General features: G+C 75.2%; 23 protein-coding genes. 11 read left to right on the forward strand and 12 right to left on the reverse strand.

Annotation, left to right across the window (positions count from 1 at the left end; all coding sequences use genetic code 11):
• Positions 1–194 precede the first annotated feature (194 nt).
• The gene (locus ACI79Q_RS19050; RefSeq protein ID WP_456597487.1) at positions 195–1,625 is read right to left on the reverse strand and encodes a class II fumarate hydratase; all 1,431 of its coding nucleotides are present in this window, start codon (positions 1,623–1,625) and stop codon (positions 195–197) included.
• A gap of 171 nt (positions 1,626–1,796) precedes the next feature.
• On the opposite strand from ACI79Q_RS19050, the gene ACI79Q_RS19055 reads away from it, so the two are divergent.
• Positions 1,797–2,459, forward strand: coding sequence for a hypothetical protein (locus ACI79Q_RS19055; RefSeq protein ID WP_456590943.1), 663 nt, complete (start codon positions 1,797–1,799; stop codon positions 2,457–2,459).
• A gap of 58 nt (positions 2,460–2,517) precedes the next feature.
• A complete protein-coding gene (locus ACI79Q_RS19060; protein WP_456615182.1) occupies positions 2,518–3,183 on the forward strand; it encodes a DUF1707 domain-containing protein in 666 nt (221 codons plus the stop codon).
• Positions 3,184–3,254: 71 nt separating this feature from the next.
• Here the strand turns inward: ACI79Q_RS19060 and glpX are convergent, their stop codons facing one another.
• On the reverse strand, positions 3,255–4,307 hold the full coding sequence (gene glpX, locus ACI79Q_RS19065) for a class II fructose-bisphosphatase (protein ID WP_456590941.1): 1,053 nt from the start codon (positions 4,305–4,307) through the stop codon (positions 3,255–3,257).
• 172 nt (positions 4,308–4,479) lie between these two features.
• On the opposite strand from glpX, the gene ACI79Q_RS19070 reads away from it, so the two are divergent.
• Both ACI79Q_RS19070 and ACI79Q_RS19075 read left to right on the forward strand, forming a co-directional pair.
• On the forward strand, positions 4,480–5,106 hold the full coding sequence (locus ACI79Q_RS19070) for a DUF4245 domain-containing protein (RefSeq protein WP_456590940.1): 627 nt from the start codon (positions 4,480–4,482) through the stop codon (positions 5,104–5,106).
• Positions 5,107–5,312: 206 nt separating this feature from the next.
• Positions 5,313–5,495, forward strand: coding sequence for a hypothetical protein (locus tag ACI79Q_RS19075; protein ID WP_456590939.1), 183 nt, complete (start codon positions 5,313–5,315; stop codon positions 5,493–5,495).
• 50 nt (positions 5,496–5,545) lie between these two features.
• On the opposite strand, the gene ACI79Q_RS19080 is transcribed toward ACI79Q_RS19075, so the two are convergent.
• From ACI79Q_RS19080 to ACI79Q_RS19090, 3 genes are all read right to left on the reverse strand, one after another.
• Positions 5,546–5,764, reverse strand: a complete 219-nt coding sequence (locus ACI79Q_RS19080; RefSeq protein ID WP_456597481.1) for an exodeoxyribonuclease VII small subunit — start codon at positions 5,762–5,764, stop codon at positions 5,546–5,548.
• A complete protein-coding gene (gene xseA / locus ACI79Q_RS19085) occupies positions 5,761–7,023 on the reverse strand; it encodes an exodeoxyribonuclease VII large subunit (RefSeq protein WP_456590937.1) in 1,263 nt (420 codons plus the stop codon). The genes ACI79Q_RS19080 and xseA overlap by 4 nt, the downstream gene beginning before the upstream one ends.
• 76 nt (positions 7,024–7,099) lie before the next feature.
• On the reverse strand, positions 7,100–8,359 hold the full coding sequence (locus tag ACI79Q_RS19090; protein WP_456615183.1) for a hypothetical protein: 1,260 nt from the start codon (positions 8,357–8,359) through the stop codon (positions 7,100–7,102).
• 145 nt (positions 8,360–8,504) lie between these two features.
• Between ACI79Q_RS19090 and ACI79Q_RS19095 the strand changes: the two genes are divergently transcribed.
• A complete protein-coding gene (locus tag ACI79Q_RS19095; protein WP_456615184.1) occupies positions 8,505–9,476 on the forward strand; it encodes a 4-hydroxy-3-methylbut-2-enyl diphosphate reductase in 972 nt (323 codons plus the stop codon).
• Between the two features lie 15 nt (positions 9,477–9,491).
• On the opposite strand, the gene ACI79Q_RS19100 is transcribed toward ACI79Q_RS19095, so the two are convergent.
• The 5 genes from ACI79Q_RS19100 to ACI79Q_RS19120 all read right to left on the reverse strand — a co-directional run bounded on the left by ACI79Q_RS19100 (position 9,492) and on the right by ACI79Q_RS19120 (position 13,739).
• Complete coding sequence (locus ACI79Q_RS19100; RefSeq protein WP_456615185.1) at positions 9,492–9,692, reverse strand: hypothetical protein; 201 nt, start codon at positions 9,690–9,692, stop codon at positions 9,492–9,494.
• Between the two features lie 53 nt (positions 9,693–9,745).
• Positions 9,746–10,408: a DUF6542 domain-containing protein gene (locus ACI79Q_RS19105; protein WP_456590933.1), complete on the reverse strand. Its 663-nt coding sequence runs from the start codon at positions 10,406–10,408 to the stop codon at positions 9,746–9,748.
• A 186-nt stretch (positions 10,409–10,594) separates the two neighbouring features.
• Positions 10,595–11,677 (reverse strand): DNA recombination protein RmuC, encoded by a 1,083-nt coding sequence (locus ACI79Q_RS19110; RefSeq protein WP_456590932.1) that lies wholly within the window; start codon positions 11,675–11,677, stop codon positions 10,595–10,597.
• Between the two features lie 41 nt (positions 11,678–11,718).
• On the reverse strand, positions 11,719–12,258 hold the full coding sequence (locus tag ACI79Q_RS19115; RefSeq protein WP_456590931.1) for a methylated-DNA--[protein]-cysteine S-methyltransferase: 540 nt from the start codon (positions 12,256–12,258) through the stop codon (positions 11,719–11,721).
• The gene (locus ACI79Q_RS19120) at positions 12,258–13,739 is read right to left on the reverse strand and encodes a DNA-3-methyladenine glycosylase 2 family protein (protein WP_456599729.1); all 1,482 of its coding nucleotides are present in this window, start codon (positions 13,737–13,739) and stop codon (positions 12,258–12,260) included. The genes ACI79Q_RS19115 and ACI79Q_RS19120 overlap by 1 nt, the downstream gene beginning before the upstream one ends.
• A gap of 154 nt (positions 13,740–13,893) precedes the next feature.
• Between ACI79Q_RS19120 and ACI79Q_RS19125 the strand changes: the two genes are divergently transcribed.
• From ACI79Q_RS19125 to ACI79Q_RS19150, 6 genes are all read left to right on the forward strand, one after another.
• Positions 13,894–14,793, forward strand: a complete 900-nt coding sequence (locus ACI79Q_RS19125; protein ID WP_456590929.1) for an ABC transporter ATP-binding protein — start codon at positions 13,894–13,896, stop codon at positions 14,791–14,793.
• Complete coding sequence (locus ACI79Q_RS19130) at positions 14,790–15,632, forward strand: ABC transporter permease (RefSeq protein ID WP_456590928.1); 843 nt, start codon at positions 14,790–14,792, stop codon at positions 15,630–15,632. The genes ACI79Q_RS19125 and ACI79Q_RS19130 overlap by 4 nt, the downstream gene beginning before the upstream one ends.
• Positions 15,629–16,876, forward strand: a complete 1,248-nt coding sequence (locus ACI79Q_RS19135) for a sensor histidine kinase (RefSeq protein WP_456615186.1) — start codon at positions 15,629–15,631, stop codon at positions 16,874–16,876. Before ACI79Q_RS19130 ends, ACI79Q_RS19135 begins: the two co-directional genes overlap by 4 nt.
• A complete protein-coding gene (locus tag ACI79Q_RS19140; RefSeq protein WP_456590926.1) occupies positions 16,873–17,520 on the forward strand; it encodes a response regulator in 648 nt (215 codons plus the stop codon). The genes ACI79Q_RS19135 and ACI79Q_RS19140 overlap by 4 nt, the downstream gene beginning before the upstream one ends.
• A 271-nt stretch (positions 17,521–17,791) precedes the next feature.
• Complete coding sequence (ychF, locus tag ACI79Q_RS19145) at positions 17,792–18,865, forward strand: redox-regulated ATPase YchF (protein WP_456613060.1); 1,074 nt, start codon at positions 17,792–17,794, stop codon at positions 18,863–18,865.
• Positions 18,866–18,980: 115 nt separating this feature from the next.
• Positions 18,981–19,178, forward strand: a complete 198-nt coding sequence (locus ACI79Q_RS19150) for a hypothetical protein (RefSeq protein ID WP_456580839.1) — start codon at positions 18,981–18,983, stop codon at positions 19,176–19,178.
• Between the two features lie 4 nt (positions 19,179–19,182).
• Here ACI79Q_RS19150 and ACI79Q_RS19155 read toward each other — a convergent pair whose 3' ends face one another.
• Entirely contained in the window at positions 19,183–20,340 is a 1,158-nt protein-coding gene (locus ACI79Q_RS19155; RefSeq protein WP_456613061.1) for an RNA polymerase sigma factor, read from the reverse strand.
• On the reverse strand, positions 20,337–20,744 hold the full coding sequence (locus tag ACI79Q_RS19160; RefSeq protein ID WP_456615187.1) for a YciI family protein: 408 nt from the start codon (positions 20,742–20,744) through the stop codon (positions 20,337–20,339). The genes ACI79Q_RS19155 and ACI79Q_RS19160 overlap by 4 nt, the downstream gene beginning before the upstream one ends.
• Positions 20,745–20,808: the final 64 nt, after the last annotated feature.

Raw genomic sequence — 20,808 nt, forward strand, 5'->3', positions numbered from 1 at the left:
CCCCCCCCCCCCCCCCCCCCCCCCCCCCCCCCCCCCCCCCCCCCCCCCCCCCCCCCCCCCCCCCCCCCCCCCCCCCCCCCCCCCCCCCCCCCCCCCCCCCCCCCCCCCACCCCCCGCCCCCCCCCCCCCCCCCCCCCCCCCCCCCCCCCCCCCCCCCCCCCCCCCCCCCCCCCCCCCCCGGGACGGTCCCTGGGTCAGGGGTGGGTCATGGAGAGGACGTCGAGAGCCTCGTCGAGCTGGGCCTCGGTGAGCTTGCCCTGCTCCACGTAGCCGCGCTCGACGACGACCTGGCGGATCGTCTTCTGCTCGGCCAGCGACTGCTTGGCGACCTTGGCCGCCTCCTCGTACCCGATGTACTTGTTCAGCGGCGTGACGATCGAGGGGGAGGACTCGGCGTAGGTGCGGCACTGCTCCACGTTGGCGGTGATGCCGTCGACGCACCGGTCGGCGAGCAGCCGGCTGACGTTGGCCAGGAGCCGGATCGACTCGAGGATGTTGCGGGCCATGAGCGGCAACGTCACGTTGAGCTCGAAGACGCCGGTGGTGCCCGCGTAGGTGACCGCGGCGTCGTTGCCGATCACCTGGGCGCCGACCTGGATCACCGCCTCGGGGATCACCGGGTTGACCTTGCCCGGCATGATCGAGCTGCCCGGCTGCAGGTCGGGGAGGGCGATCTCGCCGAGCCCCGTGCGCGGGCCGGAGCCCATCCAGCGCAGGTCGTTGGCGATCTTGATCAGGCCGACGGCGATCGTCTTCAGCTGGCCCGAGCCCTCGACCAGCGCGTCGCGGGAGCTCTGCGCCTCGAAGTGGTTGCGGGCCTCCGTCAGCGGCAGCTCCATCTGACCGGCCAGCTTCTCGATGATCGCGGCGGCGAAGCCGGGCGGGGTGTTGATGCCGGTCCCGACGGCGGTGCCCCCGAGGGGCAGCTCGCCGATGCGCGGCAGCGAGGCCTCCAGCCGCTCGATCCCGTAGCGGACGGCGGCGGCGTAGCCCCCGAACTCCTGGCCGAGGGTCACCGGGGTGGCGTCCATGAGGTGGGTGCGGCCGCTCTTCACGACCTCCGCGAACTCCTCCGCCTTCCGCTCGAGCGAGGCCTCGAGGTGCCGCAGCGCCGGGATCAGGGTGACGACGATGGCGCGGGTGGCGGCGATGTGGATCGCCGACGGGAAGACGTCGTTGGACGACTGCGAGGCGTTGACGTGGTCGTTCGGGTGCACCGGCGCGCCGAGGGACTCGGTGGCCAGCGAGGCGATGACCTCGTTGGTGTTCATGTTGCTCGACGTGCCCGAGCCGGTCTGGAAGACGTCGATCGGGAAGTGCGCGTCCCAGTCGCCGCGGGCCACGGTCCCGGCGGCCTCGGTGACGGCGTCGGCGATCGACCGGTCGAGGACGCCGAGGTCGGCGTTGACGGCGGCCGCCGCTCCCTTGATCGCCGCGAGCGCCCCGATCAGCTCCCGCTCGATGGGCGTGCCGGAGATGGGGAAGTTCTCGACGGCACGCTGGGTCTGCGCCCGCCACTTGGCCCAGGAGGGAACGCGGACCTCTCCCATGGAGTCGTGCTCGATGCGGAAGTCGGGGGTGTCCTGACCGCTGCCGTCCTGCGCTGCGCCGTTCTGCTGGGCCACGCTGTGCTCCCGGTGGTGTGGATGGTGACAGTGCTCCGCACGGGACCCTAGACACCCGTGGGGGTCCCGGTCGGTCCCGCCCTCGCGCGGGCCGCCGAGGAGAGGGGTGCGCGCCGCAGTGCTGTGCGCTGCCACGGTGCCGAGCCGGCACGAGCCCCCGAGGAGGGCCCCATGTCCCAGCCGCCCCCGACGCCGGACGCCGGCGTTCCGTCGTCCCCGCAGCAGCCGGGCGATCCGAGCTGGCCGGCTCCGGCGGCGGACTGGCCGGCGCCGGGTGCCCAGCCGGTGCCGGACTGGGCGTCCGCCGCCGCCTGGCAGCCGACGCCGGCGCCGCTCGCGCCGGCCCCCGCTGCCGCGCCGTCGCACCGTGGCCGCTGGGCGATCGCGGGCGCGGCGGTGGGGGGGCTGGCCGTGGGGGCCGCGGCGACCACGCTGCTGCTGAGCGCCGTGGTGCTGGGTGGCGCGGAGGACGTCGGCCGGGCCGTGGCGGCGGAGCTCGGCCCGGCGCTGACCGACGGCATCCGCGAGGGGATGGTCGAGGGTTCGCGGGCGCAGATGGAGGACGCGGGCGAGTACCTGGACGAGGAGATGGGCGGCTGGTACGCCGGCGCGCCGGGCGGGGCCGTCGAGGAGTCCCCGCCGGTGGAGCCCGGCGACCTCGGGCCGGACCCGATCCTCGACGCCTACGCGCAGGGCTGCTTCGACGGGGAGCTGCAGGCCTGCGACGACCTGATGTACGAGTCGCCGCCGCTGTCGGCCTACGAGCAGTACGCGAGCACCTGCGGGGGCCGGGTCAAGGCCTACACGGTGATGGCCTGCACCGAGCTGGGCTGAACCGAGCTGGGCTGGACCGGGACCTGCGCGGCGATCTCCTCGGCTAGCGTCCCGGTGCGTGAGCTCTCCCGAGGACCCGTCCCCTCCACCGGCCGTGCGTGTCTCCGACGCCGAACGGGAGGCGGTGGTGGCGCAGCTGCAGACGGCCGTCGGCGAGGGCCGCATCGACCTCGACGAGTTCGGGCAGCGCGCGGAGGCGGCCTACGCGGCGATCACCCGTGCCGAGCTCGACCAGCTGGTGGCCGATCTGCCGCCCGACGCCTCGCCGCGCGTGGAGATCGTGGGGCAGCGTGCGGCCGAAGAGGTGTCGAGCGTCTTCGGTGACATCACGCTGACGGTCGCGACGACCCCGCCGCAGCGGGCCGGCACGGTCTTCGGCGACATCCGCATCGACCTGCGCGGTCTGCGGACCGGCGCCGACCGGATCGACCTGACGCTCAGCACCGTCTTCGGCGACATCGACGTCATCCTGGCCGAGGGGGTGGATGGGGAGATGCACGGCCGGACCGTCTTCGGCGACCGCAAGGTCGAGCTGGCACCGGTGCCGAGGCTGGCGGGTACGCCGCTGGTCGTCGTCCACGCGAGGACGGTCTTCGGTGACCTCCGGCTGCGCAGCCTCGCCCCGGGGGAGTCGGCGAGCCGGTGGGCCGCGCTGATGGAGCGACTCGCCGGTCGCCCGGGACAGCCGCCGCAGCCTCCGCCGCCACGTCCGCCCTTGCCCTGACCGGCACGGCGTGGCCCTGCTGCAGGGGCCCGCCGCGAGCCCGCGAGCGGTGGGGGCAGCAGGGTCCTCTTTCAGTCCTCGCGGTCGAAGGGCACGGCGGAGTAGGCGCGCAGCTTCTCCAGCGAGTGCAGGCTGTCGATCGAGCGGATGGTGCCCGACCGGGAGCGCATGACCAGCGACTGGGTGGTGCACCCACCGGCGCTGTAGCGGACCCCGCGCAGCAGCTCGCCGTCGGTGATGCCGGTGGCCACGAAGAAGACGTCGCCGCGCACCAGGTCGTCGATGTGCAGGACGCGGTCGAGGTCGTGCCCGGCGTCCAGCGCCTTCTGCCGCTCGTCGTCGTCCTTGGGCCAGAGCCGGCCCTGGAGCGCGCCGCCCATGCACTTGAGGGCGCAGGCGGTGATGATCCCTTCGGGCGTGCCGCCGATGCCGAGCAGCAGGTCCACTCCGGTGCCCTCGCGGGCGGCGGCGATCGCGCCCGCGACGTCGCCGTCGGTGATGAACTTGATCCGCGCCCCGGCCTCGCGCACCTCGTGCACCAGCTGCTCGTGCCGCGGGCGGTCGAGGATGCAGACGGTCACGTCACCGACCGAGCTGCGCTTGGCCTTCGCGATGCGCCGGATGTTCTCGGCGACCGGCGCGGTGATGTCCACGACGTCGGCCGCGGCCGGGCCGGTGGCCAGCTTCTCCATGTAGAAGACCGCCGACGGGTCGTACATGGCGCCCCGCTCGGCGACCGCCATGACGGCGATGGCGTTGGGCATGCCCTTGGCCATCAGCGTGGTGCCGTCGACCGGGTCGACGGCGACGTCGCACTCCGGCCCCTGCCCGTCCCCGACCTGCTCGCCGTTGTAGAGCATCGGCGCCTCGTCCTTCTCGCCCTCGCCGATCACGACGACGCCCTTCATGCTCACCGTGCCGATGAGCGCGCGCATCGCATCGACGGCCGCGCCGTCACCACCGATCTTGTCGCCGCGGCCCACCCAGCGACCGGCCGCCATGGCGCCCGCCTCGGTGACCCGCACGAGCTCCATGGCCAGGTTGCGGTCGGGCGCCGGTCGATCGGCGCTGAACGGGCGCCCGGAGGCCGGGGAGACGGGGGCGTCGGGGAAGGGGAGCGACACAGGACCTCCTGGAGAAGGACCCCGTCCTCCCCACCCCTCGCAAGCTCGGGGTGGGGCCCGGGACGGAGCCGGGGCGACCCTGCGACCGGCCGCTCCGGCAGAACCGGATCGACAGGAGGCCGCACGGGCGCTGGGCGGCGGTGGGAGAGAGCTCACCTGCGATCCTAGGGGCATGACCGGATCCGGCCCTACGAGCCAGCGTCCCCAGCACCCCGATGACGTGGCCGGGCCCGAGGCCGAGGTCCCGCCGCCGTCGTCCGCCGCCGAGCGGGCCAACCGGATGAGCGCGGCGAACATGCTCCGCTCGCTCGTCCCGCTCGTGGTCATCTGCCTGCTGATCGTGGCCTGGCAGGCCTTCCGCAACAACCCGGACGACCCGGTGCGGGAGATCGACCCCACGAGCACGCTGCGGCTGGCCGAGGCGGAGTCGGAGTACGCCCTGCTGGTGCCCTCGCTCGGTGAGGACTACCGCCCGACGAGCGTGCGCACCGATGCCGGCACCGGCCCCGAGGGGGCGCCGGTCACCGTGCAGCTGGGGTACGTGACGCCGGCGGGTGACTACGCCGGATACGTGGTGAGCGACGACGCGGACGCCGACGCCGTCGACGCCGTGCTCGACGGCGCGACGGAGGACGGCGGGGCGGAGATCGACGGCGAGCGGTGGACCCGGTCGACGACGCAGCGGGGCGAGACGGCGTTCTCGCGGGTCGCCGACGGGGTCACGCTGGTCGTCACCGGCTCGGCCGCGGACGATGAGCTGCGCGAGGTGGCCGCGGCGGTCGCCCCCTTCCGGGGCTGACCCGCGAGGGGGTACAGCGTGCGACGCAGGTCACGAGAGGGTGACGCCCCGGTGCGTCGCGGGCCGGGACGGCCGGCAGGGGTGACGCTGTCGGGCATCAGCCACTGACCCGACCGTCCACGAGGAGACCCCGGATGCCGCCACACGAGGAGTGCCCCCGTAGTGATCACCGGGCCCCGGCCGAGGGTGGGTCGTGCGCCTGCGGCATGGTGACGCGCATCCCCGCCGCCCCCGCCGGGGTGGACGTGCGGGACGTGCTGGCCCGCTGCCTCGACGAGGGGGCGGTGGGGTCTTCCGCCCTCCAGCAGCGGGTCGACCGGGTGCTCGCGGCCTTCGCCGAGGCCGGCCTGGTGATCGCCCCGGACGCCGGCGTGCGTTCTCCCGCCTGAGCTCCTCCGTCGCGGGCCGTCGCGGCAGTGCGCGCCGGCCGAGGAGCCGCTCAGGGCTCCTCGCCGGGCGCGGCGGCGGCCAGGCGCTCGCGGGCCCGGTCGAGCCAGTGCTGGCAGACCCGGGCCAGCTCCTCCCCGCGCTCCCAGAGGGTCAGCGACTCCTCGAGGGTCAGGCCGCCGGCCTCCAGCCGCCGCACGACGTCGGCCAGTTCCTCCCGGGCCTGCTCGTAGGTGGTCGTCGGCTCGGGGGTGCGCTCGTCGGCGCTCATGCGGGGTCCTCCTGGACGGTGGTGGCTTCGGTGCCGGGGGAGGCGGTCGCGCTCCGGTCGACGCGGACGGGGAGCCGGCCGCCGGCGACCCGCACCCGCAGCAGCTCGCCGTCGGCCACGTCGCCGGGATCGCGCACCAGCGCGCCGTCGGCCCGCTGCACGACGGCGTAGCCGCGGTCCAGCGTCGCGGCCGGGGAGAGGGCGGCCACCCGTGCCCGGGCGTGCTCCAGGTCGCGCTCCGCCGCCTCGACGCGGTGGGTGAGCGTCCGGCGGGCGCGGGTGCGCAGGCCCTCGACGTCGTCGGCCCGGCCGTGCAGCAGCCGGTCGGGGGATGCGAGCGCCGGCCGGGTGCGGACCGACTCCAACCAGCGCTCCTGCTGCTCCAGCCGGGCGGCGACCAGGTGCCGGGCGCGGGCGCGAAGCCCGTCGACGAGCCGCCGCTGCTCACCGATCTCCGGCACGATCCGGTGGGCGGCGTCGGTAGGGGTGGCGGCCCGCACGTCGGCGGCGTGGTCGACGAGCGTCGTGTCGGTCTCGTGGCCGACGGCGGTGACGACCGGGGTGCGGCAGCCGGCGACGGCGCGCACCAGGCCCTCGTCGGAGAAGGGCAGCAGGTCCTCGACCGAGCCGCCGCCGCGGGCGATCACGATGACCTCCACGGCCGGGTCGGCGTCCAGCTTCCGCAGCCCCTCGATGACGTTCGCGGCCGCCTGTGGCCCTTGCACGACGCAGTGGTGCAGCGCGAAGCGCACCGCCGGCCATCGCCGGCGCGCGGTCACCAGCACGTCCCGCTCGGCGGCGCTGTCCCGGCCGGTGATCAGCCCCACGACGCCGGGTGCGAAGGGCAGCGGCCGCTTACGGGCCACGGCGAAGAGGCCCTCGGCGGCCAGCAGGCGGCGGATCCGCTCGATGCGGGCGAGCAGTTCACCCAGCCCGACGGCGCGGATCTCGGTGGCCCGCAGGGAGAAGGAGCCGCGGGCCACGTAGTAGTCGGGCCGGGCCCGCACGATGACGCGGGCGCCCTCGGTGAGCTCGAGGCCGGGGCGTTCGGCGACCTCGCGGTGGCAGGTGACCGGCACCGACAGGTCGGCCGCCGGGTCGCGCAGGGTGAGGAACACGGTGGCCGCACCGCCCCGCCGCGACAGCTGGGCGACCTGCCCCTCGACCCAGACCTCGCCCAGCCGGCCGATCCAGTCGGCCACCTTGCGAGCCACCGTGCGGACCGGCCACGGCGACTCGGGGGACGACGGGGCGGTCATGACCTGAGGGTGTCAGACGGCACCGACACCCCCTGGGCTGCCCCTGCACCGGTCCGACCGGGGCAGGGGCCGTCCCTCAGGTGCCCCGCGGGGCCAGCGGGCTGGCCTCGACCGCCTGCTCCTCGAGCTTCTCCAGCCGGTTGCGCAGCATCCGCAGGTACGGCTCGCGCGCGCGGGTGGCCTGCTCGTAGGCCAGCAGGTCGGAGACCGTGTTGAGCTGGTAGCCGCGCAGACGGCCGCGCAGCTGGGCGATCGAGAAGCTGTCGTAGCCGTCGACGGGCGCCGCCCCGACGGCCTGGGCGCCGGACAGCTCGCTGCCGCCCTGGGGGTCGTCGGTCGGTTCGGCGGAGCCCTCCCCGACGGCGCCGACGGCTGCTCCCTCGTCGATCGCGGCGTCGGTCCCGGCGGTGTCGGTGCCGCCCACGTCGGTCCGCACACCGGTGGCGGCGGCGACCGGGCTGCCGCTCTCGTCCACGGCGACGTCCGGGCCGGCGTTCGTGCCCGTCGCGGCGGTGGCGGTGCCGTCGGTGGCCGCGACCGTCTCGTCGGTGCCGGCGCCTTCCTGCGGCTCCTCGACGACGGCGATGCCCTCGTCGGTGACCGCCGCGTCGACGGTCGCCACCTCGCCGTCGGCGGTGAGCACGTCGACGCTCTCACCACCGTCGGGCTGCTCGGCAGCAGCCGCCGGAGCGGGCTCGGACTCCAGCAGCGCCCGCTCCAGGGCGCCGGCGTCCTCGGTGACCACCGCGTCGTCGGCGGCGAGCGCGTCCGCGGGCCCCTGGTCCAGCGGGTCGGTGTCGGGCACCTCGGGGACGACCTCGTCGATGGCGAGCTCGTCGAGCACCTCGTCGGTGCTCGGCGCCTCCTCCACCGGCAGGTCGGTGAGGGCCTGCTGGGCCTCGTCCGCGCCGTCGGCGAGCTCCTCGAGGCCGTCGGCGAGGTCCTCCACCAGCTCCTCCCCGAGGTCGTCGATGGCGGCGACCACCGCGTCGGCGGCCGGGTCGTCGGGGAGCTCGGCCACCTCCTCGTCGGTGATCGTGCCGCCGTCGGCGACCCGGTCGAAGGCGGAGCCGCGGTAGCCGGTGGGCGGCTCCACGTCGTCGTCGAAGGTCGCCAGACCGGGCTCCGCCTCGCCGCGGAGCCCGACGAGGAGCTCGTCGCCGCGGGCGACGAACCCGGCGTAGGTCTGCTGCACCTTCATCGCGTGCTGCATCGCCATGCCGATCACGCGCACGGGAAGGCCGGGCAGGGTCTCGGGGAGCTTGCGCGCCTCGTCGAGCACGGTGGCCGCCAGACCGGCGGCGGCGCGGACAACCTCGGGGATCTCACGGGCCATGCTGCACAGCGTGCCCCAGAACGCCCCGCCCGACACCCCCGACCAGGGATGATGCGCCTGCAGGAGGGATGCGGCTGGTCACATCCGTGTCCGGGGCCACCCGTGCACGCCCGCCCGGCGGCCCTCACCCACCTACCATGGGCCCATGGCTGAACAGCGCGGACGTGTCCTGCTGGCCGATCCCCGGGGGTACTGCGCCGGCGTGGACCGGGCGGTGGTCGCCGTCGAGCGGGCGCTGGAGATCCACGGCGCCCCGGTGTACGTCCGCAAGCAGATCGTCCACAACAAGCACGTCGTCGCGACGCTGGAACGGCGCGGGGCGATCTTCGTGGAGGAGACGGACGAGGTGCCCGAGGGGTCGGTCGTCGTCTTCAGCGCGCACGGCGTCTCCCCGGCGGTGCATCAGGAGGCGGCCGACCGGCAGCTGCGCACCATCGACGCCACCTGCCCGCTGGTCACGAAGGTGCACCAGGAGGCCAAGCGGTTCGCCCGGGACGACTACGACATCCTGCTGATCGGCCACCGCGGCCACGAGGAGGTCGAGGGCACCTCCGGCGAGGCCCCGACCCACATCCAGCTCGTCGACGGGCCCGAGGACGTCGCGAACGTCCAGGTGCGCGACCCGGAGAAGGTCGTGTGGCTGTCGCAGACCACGCTGTCGGTCGACGAGACCCTGGCCACCGTCGACCAGCTGAAGAACCGGTTCCCTGGGCTGCAGTCGCCGCCCAGCGACGACATCTGCTATGCCACGCAGAACCGGCAGCAGGCCGTGAAGCAGATGGCCGGCGAGTGCGACCTGGTCCTCGTGGTGGGTTCCACGAACTCGTCGAACTCCGTGCGGCTGGTGGAGGTCGCCCTGGAGGCCGGCGCCCGCGCCAGCTACCTGGTCGACTACGCCGCGGAGATCGACGAGGCCTGGCTCGAGGGGGTCGGCACCGTCGGCGTCACCAGCGGTGCGTCGGTGCCGGAGATCCTGGTGAGCGAGGTGCTGGACTGGCTCGCCGCCCGCGGTTACCCCGACGTGGGGACGGTGAAGGCCGCCGAGGAGCGGCTGGTCTTCGCGCTGCCGCACGAGCTGCGCCGGGCCGAGAAGGCGAAGCGGGACACCACCGACTGAGCACGCCCGCCGGCCTCAGCCGACGCCACCCCCGAACGTCCAGTCGTTGCTGCTGGGGGAGCCGTGGGATGGGGCGCCGTGCCTCGTCGACAGGTGCGGGGTGTCCGACCGGCCGCTGCGCCGTTGGCGCCGCACGACGATCAGTGCCAGGACTGCGAGGAGGGCGCCCCCCGCGGCCAGCCAGAGCAGCAGCTCCATGACGTCGTCCTCCTCCATCCCCGGCCCACCGTCGGGGCGAGCGTGTCAGGGCGGCTGTAGGGCCGCCGTGGTCAGCGGCGGGTGACCAGCCGCACGACGCTCAGCAGGAGGGCGATCGCGGTCGCGACGGCCATCGTCGGGAACCCGCGGACCAGCAGGGTCGCCATGGTGGGCAGGTTCAGCGTCGCCGAGGGGGCGAGGACGATGTTCACGACCGCGACCAGCGTGAAGACCAGTGGCGGCGCGACGATGACGGTCAGCAGGTCCCGGCGCCGGACGAGCAGGGTGGCCGCCGAGACCCCGATCGCCAGCGCGACCAGCGTGATCAGACCCAGGCCGATGCCGAAGAACGAGTCGACCGCACCGCCGGCGAGGGTCAGCAGGAAGACGCCGAGCACGGCGAGGGAGCCGCGCAGCCGACTCCCCGGTGCGGCGGCGGGCGACGCGGTCTGCGCACGGCCGCGCTCCTGCGCGGGGCGCCCAGCGCTCGGCCGCGGCGGGCCGGGCTCGCGACGGCGGGGACCGGCCGGCTGTGACCGGTCATCCGCGTACTCGCGCTCGGCCGCGCGCAGGCGCTCGCCGGCGCGACCGGGTGCGGGTGCGCCGGCACGGGACGGGCGCGCGGGGCGGGCCGGGCGGTCGCTGGCGACGGGGGGACGCGGTGCGCGTGCGGGGTACGGCCGATCGGGCCGTCCTCCGCTCTGCCATGCGCCCGCCGTGCTCGCCGTGGCCATGGCGCACCTCCGTCCCGCTCCCGAGGACGACCCGGCTGGCCGACCTCCGGGGCAACGGTAGCGACCCGAGCTGGCAGTTCGCGGGAGGAGGCCATCGCGTCGCAGGCATCCTGTGGTGGCCCAGTAGCGCAGGGTGATGGTTGTGACGGGCGGGGTGGACGAGTCCGTCCGGCGGTCCGGCCCGCGTCAGCCCGCGGTGCCGTCGCGCTCCTCCACCCCGGCCGGGTCCAGCCGCCCGAGGTCGTCGGCCGGCCGCAGCGTGCGGATGGTCGCTTCCACCGGGGCAGGCTCGGGTACGGGGGCCTCGGCGATCCCCAGGTCGTCGAACCGGCGCGCGGCGGTCAGCACCGAGCGCTCGTAGGAGCCGACCGTCTCGTTGTAGCGGGTGAGCGTGGTCGACAGCGCCGAGCCCAGGCGGGTGAGGTGCCCGGAGAGCGTGCTGAGGCGGGCGTGCAGCCGCCGGCCCACCTCGAGCACCTGGTCGGCGTCGCGGGCCAGCCGCTCCTGGCGCCAGGAGTAGGCGACCGTGCGCAGCAGGGCCAGCAGGGTGCTCGGCGTCGCGAGCACCACGTCGCGGGCGAAGCCGTACTCGAGCAGGCCGGGTTCGGCCTCCAGCGCCGTCGTCAGGAACCCGTCGGAGGGGACGAACAGGACGGTGAACGGGGCCGCCGGCCGGAAGGCGGTCGGGTACCGGCGGGCGGCCAGCTGGTCGACGTGGGTGCGCAGCTGCCGGGCGTGGGCCACCACCCGCTGGGCGCGGACGTCGCGGTCCTCGGCCTGCACCGCCTCGATGTAGCCGGCGAACGGCACCTTGGCGTCGACCACCACCTGCCGGCCGTCGGCCAGGGTGACGACGAGATCGGGGCGGACCCCGGCGCCCTCGTCGTTGGTGCCGCCCGGCTGCTCGACGAAGTCGCAGTGCTCGAGCAGGCCGGCGACCTCGACCACGCGCCGCAGCTGCACCTCGCCCCAGCGGCCGCGGACGTGCGGCGTGCGCAGTGCGGTGACGAGCGCGGCGGTCTCGTGCTTCAGCTGCGCCGAGGCCTGGCCGACTGTGCCCATCTGCTCGCGCAGCTCCCCGTGCGCGGTGGCCCGGGCCCGTTCCATGCCGGCCAGCAGCCGGTGCAGGTGGTCGAGCGACTCGTGCACCGGCTCCAGCCCCGTGTCCTCCGGGCGGCGGCGGGCGAGCAGGGTGACGACGCCCAGCGTGATCGCGGCACCGAGCAGCGCGCCCAGGAGGAGCCCGAGGATGAGAGAAGCGGCGTCCATGGGCGCGACCCTGCCGGAGGGGTGCGACAGTTCCGGGGAGGTCAGCCGGCGGGCACGCCGGCGTGCGCCGCCTCGTGGTCGAGCAGCCAGCGCTTGACCGGCGTCCCCCAGCGGAAACCGCCCAGCCCGCCGCCGGAGCCGAGCACCCGGTGGCACGGCACGAACAGGGCCGTCGCGTTGCGGGCGCAGGCGTTCGCCGCCGCGCGCACCGCCGCGGGGCGGCCGCACCGGGCGGCGAAGGCCGCGTAGGTGTCGGGCGCCCCGGCCGGCACTGTGCGCAGCACGTCCCAGGCCTCCTGCAGGAACGGTCCGGAGCGCTGCCGGACCGCGACGGCGTCGATCGCGCCCACCCGGCCGTCGTGGAACTCCTCGACGGCGTCGAGCACGTCCAGTCGGGGGGCGAGCGCGCTGGACACCGGACGGAGGGACGGGTGCACCACGGCCAGCAGGTCGGCCACCTCGGCGGTCCAGCCGCTGGCGAGCACGACCTCCCGGCCGTCGGGGTCGGTGTCCACCACCACGGTGAACGGGCCGGGTGCTGTGGCGACGGTGGCGTGCCGGGTGCGGGTCGGGACGGTCATCAGGCGCTCCTCGGGAGGGCGGGCGTGCGGGTGAACAGGGACGGCGCGGCGAGCGCCCACAGGTGCATCACGGCGTAGGAGCGCCAGGGCCGCCAGCGGGTGGCGGCCTCGACGTCGGAGCTGCCGAGCGCGGCCAGCGACCGGCGCAGCGCGAGGTCGCCGGGCAGCCACACGTCGGGATCGGCGAGGCCGCGCAGGGCGACGAGGGCCGCCGTCCAGGGGCCGATGCCGGGGACGGCGAGCAGCGCCCGCCCGGCCGCCTCCCGGTCGGCGCCGGGGTCGAGCGCGATGTCGCCCCGGTCCAGCGCGGCGGCCAGCGCGGTGACCGTGCGGCGCCGTGCGCCGGTCAGCCCCACCGCGCCGAGGTCGGCGTCGGCGAGGGCGGCGGCCCGGGGGAAGGCGTGGGTGAGCGAGCCGACCGGCTCGGCCAGCGGTGTGCCGGCGGCCAGCAGCCGCGCGGTGAGCGTCCGTGCGCCCGCGACCGACACCTGCTGCCCGAGCACCGCGCGGACCGCGAGCTCCTCGGCGTCCGGCGAGGCGGGCACCCGCCGCCCGGGAGCGGCGGCGACGAGCGCGGCCAGCGCGGGGTCCCCGCCCAGGGCCTCGTCGACGGCAGCCGGGTCCGCGTCCAGGTCGAGCATCCGCCGGCAGCGGGTCACCGCGGCGCCCAGGTCGCGCAGCTCGGTCAGCCGCAGGCGGGCGGTCACCGCGGCGCTGCCGTCGGCCGCCGGGGACAGCCGGACCACCGCCGGGCCGTGCGGCAGGTCGAGCACTCGCGAGAAGGTGCTCCCGTCCCACTCCTCGAGCCCGGGGACGGCGTGCGCGCCCAGGAAGAGCAGGACCTCGTCGGCGGCGTACGGCGCCCGGGCGGCCAGCCGCAGCGTCAACCAGCCGGGCTGCCCGGCCGGGGCGCCGCGGCGGGCGCGGCGCAGCTCGGTCGGGGTGGTGGCGAACACCTCCCGCACCGTGTCGTTGAACTGGCGCACGCTGGCGAACCCGGCCGCGAACGCGATGTCGGTGACCGGGAGCCCGGTGGTCTCCAGCAGCACCCGGGCGGTCTGCGCACGCCGGGCCCGGGCCAGGGCCAGCGCGCCGACGCCGAGCTCCCCGACGAGCAGCCGGTGCAGCTGCCGCTCGGAGTACCCCAGCCGGGCGGCCAGGCCCGGCACCCCGGAGCGCTCCACCTCGCCGTCGGCGATCAGGCGCATCGCCCGCGCGACGACGTCGGCGCGCACGTCCCACTCGGGGGATCCGGGGACGGCGTCGGGACGGCACCGCCGGCACGCCCGGTACCCGGCCCCCTGGGCGGCGGCGGCGGTGGAGAAGAAGGTGACGTTGCGGGCGAGCGGTGTGCGGGCCGGGCACGAGGGGCGGCAGTAGATGCCGGTGGTGCGCACCGCGGTGACGAACCATCCGTCGAATCGTGCGTCCCGGCCGGCGACGGCGCGGTAGCGGCGTTCGTGGTCCAGGAGCTCGGTCACGTCGTCGAGCATGCCAGTGCAAGGGGACGGCTCCTGGCGGTTTTCGGACGCCGCCGTGGGGGTGGGCGGGGCCGTCCGCCGTCCACCGGTCGGTGGACGGCGGATCAGCGCTCCGGTCGTTCCCCCGGGGTGGCTCTCCGGCGATGCTGGCTGCATGACGACGATCCACGAGGCGCCGGACGTGCCCGGTGCGGCAGCCGGCGAGCGACCGGCCGTGCGGGTGCGCGGTCTGGTGAAGCGGTACGGGGGGCGGGCCGTCGTGGACGGCGTCGACCTCGACGTCCGGCGGGGCGAGGTGTTCGCCCTGCTGGGCCCGAACGGGGCCGGCAAGACGACGACCGTCGAGATCCTCGCCGGCCTCCGGCGGCGGGACGGCGGGACGCTCGAGGTGCTGGGGGAGGACCCGGCCGGCGCCGACCGGCGCTGGCGGGACCGCGTCGGTGTCGTCGGGCAGAGCACCGGGGCGGGTGACGCCCTCACCGTGCGCGAGACGGTCGACCACTACGCGCACTACCACGCGACCCCGCAGGACAGCGTCGAGCTGCTCGCCGCCGTCGGTCTGGAGGGGGCGGCGGGCACGCGCGTCGACCGGCTCTCCGGCGGGCAGCGGCGGCGGCTGGAGGTCGCGCTGGGCGTGCAGGGGCGGCCGGAGCTGCTCTTCCTCGACGAGCCGACGACCGGGCTCGACCCGGTCGCCCGCCGGCAGTTCTGGTCGCTGGTCGAGGGGCTCCGCGACCGCGGCACCACCATCGTGCTCACCACCCACTACCTCGACGAGGCCGCGCACCTGGCCGACCGGGTCGGGGTGATCGCGGCGGGCCGGCTGGTGGAGGTGGCCGCGCCCGGGGCGCTCGGCGCTGCGCTGCGGCAGGAGGCCACCGTGCGCTGGACCGAGGACGGCGTCGTGCGCGAGGTCGTCACCCGCACGCCGGCCGGCGTCCTGCGCGACCTGCTGGCGGCGACCCCAACCGGCGAGATCCCCGACCTGACCGTGACCCGCCCCGGCCTGGAGGACGTCTACCTCCGGCTCGTCTCCGAGGGAGCTCCCCGATGACCGCCCTGCTGCCCACCCCGCCGCCGGCCGCCCGCCGTCCGGCGCCCCCGGGGGCCTGGGCGATCGGGCGGGCCAGGGTGGCCCTGGAGCTGCGGCTGTTCGTCCGCGACCCGGGCCAGCTGGTGTTCTCGTTCGCCTACCCGGTCGTGATGCTGGTGATCTTCGGCTCGATCTTCGCCGGCCGCGAGGTGGCGCCCGGGGTGGACTTCCGGCAGTACTTCCTCGCCGGCATCGCCGCGACGGGGATCATGCTGACCAGCTTCCAGGCCGTCGGCCTCGCGATCACCGAGGAGCGCGACCGCGGCGACCTGCTGCGGCTGCAGACGCTGGGCACCCCGCCGCTGGCGTACGGGATCGGCAAGGCCGGCCAGGTGCTGCTCACGACCGTCGTCCAGCTGACGGTGCTGCTGGTGGTGGCGGCGACGGTCTACGACGTGCCGATGCCCGGCGACGCCGGCCGCTGGCTGACCTTCGCCTGGGTGGCGGTGCTGGGCATCCTCGCCGGCACGGTGCTCGGCATCGCGGTGTCGTCGTTCGTCGGCAGCGCGCGGGCGGCGGGCGCGGGCATCCCAGCGGTCGCCGTCGTCCTGCAGTTCTTCTCCGGCGTGTTCTTCGTGTTCTCGGAGCTGCCGGGGTGGATGCAGCAGCTGGCCGCGGTCTTCCCGCTCAAGTGGATGACGCAGGGCATGCGCTCGGTCTTCCTGCCCGACGCGGCCGCGGCCGCGGAGCCCGCGGGCAGCTGGGAGCACGGGACCACTGCCGTGGTGCTGGCCGCATGGGTGATCATCGGCGTCGTGGTCTGCGCCCGGACGTTCCGCTGGCGGCGGAACGCCGGATGAGCGTCCGCAGCCGGCTCGGCGCCGCCTTCCTCCCGCCCGCGGACGAGGAGGGCGGCGCCGAACCGCTGTCCGAGCGCGGCTGGCGGGCGACCGTCGTCGGGATGCACGTCATCTCGGCGGCGTTGTGGGGGCTGGCCGTGGCGACGGCGGTCGCCGACCACGACGGCGGGCGGCTGACCGCCGTCCTGGGGGTGCTGGCGGGGTTCGCGCTGGCGTACGTGCTGGCCGGTGCGCCGGCGCTGAGCGGTGATGCGCCGGTCCGTGCGGTCGTCTACCTGGCGGTGCTCGTCGCCGGGTTCTGCGCGCTCGGGTTCCTGTCCCCGGAGCTGTTCTTCCTGCTGTTCCTCACCTATCCGCAGGTGTGGTTCGTCGTGCACGGCCGGACGACGGGTGTGGCGTGGACCGTGCTGCTGGCAGCCGCCACCGCGGCCGGCCCGCTGGTGCGCGCGGTATCGGGGGAGCTGGCCCGGGAGGTGCTGGTGCAGACCGCCATCAGCCTGCTGTTCAGCCTGGCGCTGGGGCTGTGGATCAGCCGGGTGCTGCACCAGAGCGCTCACCGCGCCGAGCTCATCGAGCAGCTGGAGCGCACCCGGGCGCAGCTGGCCCGCGCCGAGCACGAGCGCGGTGTCCTGACCGAGCGGGAGCGGCTGGCCCAGGAGGTGCACGACACCCTCGCGCAGGGCTACACGAGCATCGTGGTCCTGGCGCAGACCGCGGCCGCCCAGCTCGCCGCCGACCCGGTGGTCGCCCGCGAACGGCTGACGCTGATCGAGGAGGTGGCGCGGGAGAACCTCGCCGAGGCGCGCGCCATGGTCGCCGCCTTCCGGCCGGTGGCGCTGGACGGCTCGACCCTGGTCGAGGCGCTGGCCCGCCTGGCCGAGCGGTTCGGGCGCGAGACCGGCCTCCCGGTGCGCGTGGACACGTCGGCGCTGGACGGCGGTCTGGCGCTGCGCCGCGACGAGGAGGTCGTCCTGCTCCGGGGAGCGCAGGAGGCGCTGACCAACGTGCGCCGGCACGCGGCGGCGCGGGCGGTGGTGATCCGGGTGTCGGTCGTCGGCGGTGAGGGGGCGCGGCAGGTGTCGGTGCACGTGGAGGACGACGGGGTGGGTTTCGAACCGTCCCGCGCGCGCGGTGCGGGGCTGGAGGGGCTGCGCGACCGCGTCTCCTCGGTCGGTGGCGAGGTCGACGTGGTGTCGGCGCCCGGTGAGGGCACGCGGGTGACGGTGCGGGTGCCGGCCTCGTGAGCGGCAGCGCGGTGATCCGGGTGGTGGTGGTCGACGACCACCCCGTGGTCCGGGGCGGCCTGGTCGGGTGGCTCGACGCGCAGCCCGACCTCGACGTGGTCGGGGAGGCGGGCGACGGGGCCGAGGCGCTGGCGCGGGTGGCCGAGCTGGCGCCGGACGTCGTCCTCATGGACCTCCGCATGCCACGGATGGACGGCGTCACGGCGACCGGGCGCATCCTCTCCGCGCACCCGGACGTCCGCGTGCTGGTGCTGACCACCTACGACACCGACGCCGACATCGTGCGCGCGGTGGAGGCGGGGGCGACCGGCTACCTGCTCAAGGACACGCCGCTGCCGCAGCTGGCCGACGCCGTCCGGGCCGCGGCCCGCGGGGAGACCGTGCTGGCGCCGCCGGTCGCCGCGCGGCTGGTCTCGCGGCTGCGGGCCCCGGCCGCCGAGGCGCCGACCGCGCGCGAGCTGGAGGTGCTCGCGGGCGTGGCGCGGGGGCTGACGAACGCCGAGATCGGCCGGCAGTTGTTCATCGGCGAGGCGACGGTGAAGACGCACCTGCTGCGGGTCTTCGCGAAGCTCGGGGTGGACGACCGGACCCGGGCGGTGCTGGTGGCGGTGGAGCGCGGGTTGCTGCCCTCGCCGGGGCGGTGACCGGATCGTCATCGGCCCCGAGGGGCAGCCCTGGACCTGGGCCGCACCACGGCCGCTCCGCAGGGACCCGCCGCGAGCTGCGTCCGTGCGGTGCTTGCCCACGCTGTATCCCTTCGACCGATCCATCACGGTCGTCGGCCGGCGGCGGGGGGAACTGGAGCACGGACCTCATCAGGGCGGGGAGGCCCACGGTGGTGGGCGCCGCCGCGCGGGTGCCACCACGATGTCGGGCGTCCGGAGGCGGTGCGCCGGGGCCGTACTCTGAGCTCCCGTGAGCCTCACCATCGGGATCGTCGGTCTGCCCAACGTCGGCAAGTCGACCCTGTTCAACGCCCTGACCAAGAACGACGTCCTCGCAGCGAACTACCCGTTCGCGACGATCGAGCCGAACGTCGGCGTGGTGGGGGTGCCCGACCCGCGGCTGGAGAAGCTCGCGGAGATCTTCGGCTCGCAGAAGATCATCCCGGCGACGGTGTCCTTCGTGGACATCGCCGGCATCGTGCGCGGCGCCAGCGAGGGTCAGGGCCTGGGCAACAAGTTCCTGGCGAACATCCGCGAGAGCGACGCGATCTGCCAGGTGATCCGGGTCTTCAGCGACCCCGACGTCGTGCACGTCGAGGGCAAGGTGAGCCCGGCGGACGACATCGAGACGATCAACACCGAGCTCGTGCTGGCCGACATGCAGACGCTGGAGAAGGCGATCCCGCGGCTGGAGAAGGAGGCGAAGAAGGACAAGGAGCGCGCCGCGCTGCTGTCCGCCGCCCAGGACGCGCAGAAGGTGCTGGACGAGGGGAAGACCCTCTTCTCCGCCGGCGTCGACCCCGAGCCGCTGCGCGAGCTGACGCTGCTCACCACCAAGCCGTTCCTCTACGTCTTCAACGTCGACGCCGACGAGCTCGCGAACAGCGAGAAGCTCGACGAGCTGCGGGCGCTGGTGGCTCCGGCGGAGGCGATCTTCCTCGACGCGCAGACCGAGTCGGAGCTGATCGAGCTGCCGGCCGACGAGGCCGCCGAGCTGCTCGAGTCGATCGGGCAGAGCGAGCCCGGGCTGGACCAGCTGGCGAAGGTCGGCTTCCGCACCCTGGGGCTGCAGACCTACCTCACCGCCGGGCCGAAGGAGTCGCGCGCCTGGACCATCCCGGTCGGCGCCACCGCCCCGCAGGCCGCCGGGGTCATCCACACCGACTTCCAGCGCGGCTTCATCAAGGCCGAGATCGTCAGCTTCGACCAGCTGGTCGAGGCCGGCTCCATGGCCGAGGCCAAGTCCCGCGGCTGGGTGCGCATGGAGGGCAAGGACTACGTCATGGCCGACGGCGACGTCGTGGAGTTCCGCTTCAACGTGTGACCTCCGGGCGCACCCCACGGTGGACGCGCGGAACAGGGGCTACAGGAGCAACGTTCTGGTGTCGATGTCCCCGATGGCCGGTATCGCCGGGGTGCCCCACGACCGAGGAGACCTGATGGACTACCTGCGACAGCTGCAGGCGGAACGGCCGCTGCTCTTCGGGATCCTGCTCCTGGTGGGCTTCATCGTCGCCTTCCAGCTCGCGATCTTCGTGATCCAGCTGATCGTCGGCCCCTTCGGTCTGCCGGGCTGGGCGCCCCTCGTGATCCTGGTGGGCGGCCTCGTCCTCATCGCCCGCCGGCAGCAGCGGTAGCGGCTCATTCGTCCGCGAGGGCGTTGAGCCGGGCTGCCTGGCGCATGAGGTGGTCGCGCTCGGGCAGGTTCGGTGCGGCACGGGCGGCCTCGGCGTAGAGCCGCGCCGCCGTCGCCGGGTTGCCGTCGCGCTCGTGCAGGTACGCCGCGACGGCGGAGTAGCGGGGGAGCGAGGGATCCAGTTCGGCCAGGGCGGCCAGACCGGCCCGCGCACCGTCGGCCTCGCCGACCGCGACGGCCCGGTTGAGGCGGGCGATCGGACTGCCGGTGAGCCGCACCAGCTCGTCGTACCACTCCACGATCTGCACCCAGTCGGTCTCCCCGGCGGTGCGTGCGTCGGCGTGCAGCGCGGCGATCGCGGCCTGCGCCTGGAACTCACCCAGCCGGTCGCGGGCCAGCGCGGCCTGCAGCACCTCGACGCCCTCGGTGATCGACCGGGTGTCCCACGCGGTGCGGTCCTGCTCGGCCAGGGGCACGAGGCTCCCGTCGGGGCGGGTTCGTGCCGGGCGGCGCGCGGAGTGCAGCAGCATGAGCGCCAGCAGCCCCGACACCTCGGGGTGGTCGCTGACGGCGGCGAGCTGCCGGGTGAGGCGGATGGCTTCCGCGGCGAGATCGACGTCGCCGGAGTAGCCCTCGTTGAAGACCAGGTAGAGGACCCGCAGCACGGTCGCGATGTCCCCGGGCTGGTCGAACCGGACGCCCGACACGGTCCGCTTGGCCCGGCTGATCCGCTGCGCCATGGTCGCCTCCGGCACGAGGTACGCCTGGGCGATCTGCCGCGTGGTGAGGCCGCCGACCGCGCGCAGCGTGAGCGCGACCGCCGAGGCCGGGGTCAGGGACGGGTGGGCGCACAGGAAGTGGAGCCGGAGGGAATCGTCCAGGACCTCGGCCGGCCCCGGCGGCGGTTCGGCCTCGACGCGCAGCTCGCGCTGCCGCCGGGAGGACTCGGCGCGGGTGGCGTCGAGGAACTTGCGCCAGGCCACCGTGACCAGCCATCCCCGCGGGTCGCGCGGCGGGTCGTCCGGCCACACCCGGACGGCTTCGACCAACGCTTCCTGGACGGCGTCCTCGGCCGCCGCGAAGTCGGCTCCGCGGCGGCCGAGGATCCCGATCACGGTGGGGATGAGCGCCCGGAGCAGGGTCTCGTCCACCGGTGCGGTCACTCCGTGACGGTGGGCGGCGCCGTCAGGAAGGGGCGCAGCTCCAGCCACTCGTGGATCGGCTCCCCACCTGCGCCAGGAGCCGCGGAGAGCTCACCGGCCAGCTCCACCGCCCGCTCGTGGCTGTCGACGTCGATCACCATCCAGCCGGCGATGAGGTCCTTCGTCTCCGCGAACGGGCCGTCGGTGACCGGCGGCCGCCCCTCGCCGTCCGAGCGGACCCACGTGCCCTCGGGCGCGAGCGCCTGCCCGTCGACGAACTCGCCGGTGCCCTCCAGCCGCTCGGCGAACTCCTGCATGTACCGCACGTGGGCCGAGATCTCCTCCGGCGTCCACTTCTCCATCGGGACGTCGTTCACCGCCCCCGGCGCGCCGCGGTAGTGCTTGAGCAGCAGGTACTTGGCCATGGTGTTCTCCCTGGTGAGGTACGGCCCATTCTGGCCGTTCGCACCCGGGGGACGGAGCCGCGCT

This window comes from Blastococcus sp. SYSU DS0828, assembly GCF_054050975.1.

What these genes read in the sequence shown, in the direction of transcription:
- ACI79Q_RS19075 (WP_456590939.1), top strand. Translation starts at nt 5,313, where the DNA reads ATGGTGACGCGCATCCCCGCCGCCCCCGCCGGGGTGGACGTGCGGGAC.
- ACI79Q_RS19095 (WP_456615184.1), top strand. Translation starts at nt 8,505, where the DNA reads ATGGCTGAACAGCGCGGACGTGTCCTGCTGGCCGATCCCCGGGGGTAC.
- ACI79Q_RS19125 (WP_456590929.1), top strand. Translation starts at nt 13,894, where the DNA reads ATGACGACGATCCACGAGGCGCCGGACGTGCCCGGTGCGGCAGCCGGC.
- ACI79Q_RS19150 (WP_456580839.1), top strand. Translation starts at nt 18,981, where the DNA reads ATGGACTACCTGCGACAGCTGCAGGCGGAACGGCCGCTGCTCTTCGGG.
- ACI79Q_RS19130 (WP_456590928.1), top strand. Translation starts at nt 14,790, where the DNA reads ATGACCGCCCTGCTGCCCACCCCGCCGCCGGCCGCCCGCCGTCCGGCG.
- ACI79Q_RS19080 (WP_456597481.1), bottom strand. Translation starts at nt 5,764, where the DNA reads ATGAGCGCCGACGAGCGCACCCCCGAGCCGACGACCACCTACGAGCAG.
- ACI79Q_RS19160 (WP_456615187.1), bottom strand. Translation starts at nt 20,744, where the DNA reads ATGGCCAAGTACCTGCTGCTCAAGCACTACCGCGGCGCGCCGGGGGCG.
- xseA (WP_456590937.1), bottom strand. Translation starts at nt 7,023, where the DNA reads ATGACCGCCCCGTCGTCCCCCGAGTCGCCGTGGCCGGTCCGCACGGTG.
- ACI79Q_RS19135 (WP_456615186.1), top strand. Translation starts at nt 15,629, where the DNA reads ATGAGCGTCCGCAGCCGGCTCGGCGCCGCCTTCCTCCCGCCCGCGGAC.
- ACI79Q_RS19110 (WP_456590932.1), bottom strand. Translation starts at nt 11,677, where the DNA reads ATGGACGCCGCTTCTCTCATCCTCGGGCTCCTCCTGGGCGCGCTGCTC.
- ACI79Q_RS19105 (WP_456590933.1), bottom strand. Translation starts at nt 10,408, where the DNA reads ATGGCCACGGCGAGCACGGCGGGCGCATGGCAGAGCGGAGGACGGCCC.
- ACI79Q_RS19055 (WP_456590943.1), top strand. Translation starts at nt 1,797, where the DNA reads ATGTCCCAGCCGCCCCCGACGCCGGACGCCGGCGTTCCGTCGTCCCCG.
- ACI79Q_RS19100 (WP_456615185.1), bottom strand. Translation starts at nt 9,692, where the DNA reads ATGGAGGAGGACGACGTCATGGAGCTGCTGCTCTGGCTGGCCGCGGGG.
- ACI79Q_RS19115 (WP_456590931.1), bottom strand. Translation starts at nt 12,258, where the DNA reads ATGACCGTCCCGACCCGCACCCGGCACGCCACCGTCGCCACAGCACCC.
- ACI79Q_RS19090 (WP_456615183.1), bottom strand. Translation starts at nt 8,359, where the DNA reads ATGGCCCGTGAGATCCCCGAGGTTGTCCGCGCCGCCGCCGGTCTGGCG.
- ACI79Q_RS19070 (WP_456590940.1), top strand. Translation starts at nt 4,480, where the DNA reads ATGACCGGATCCGGCCCTACGAGCCAGCGTCCCCAGCACCCCGATGAC.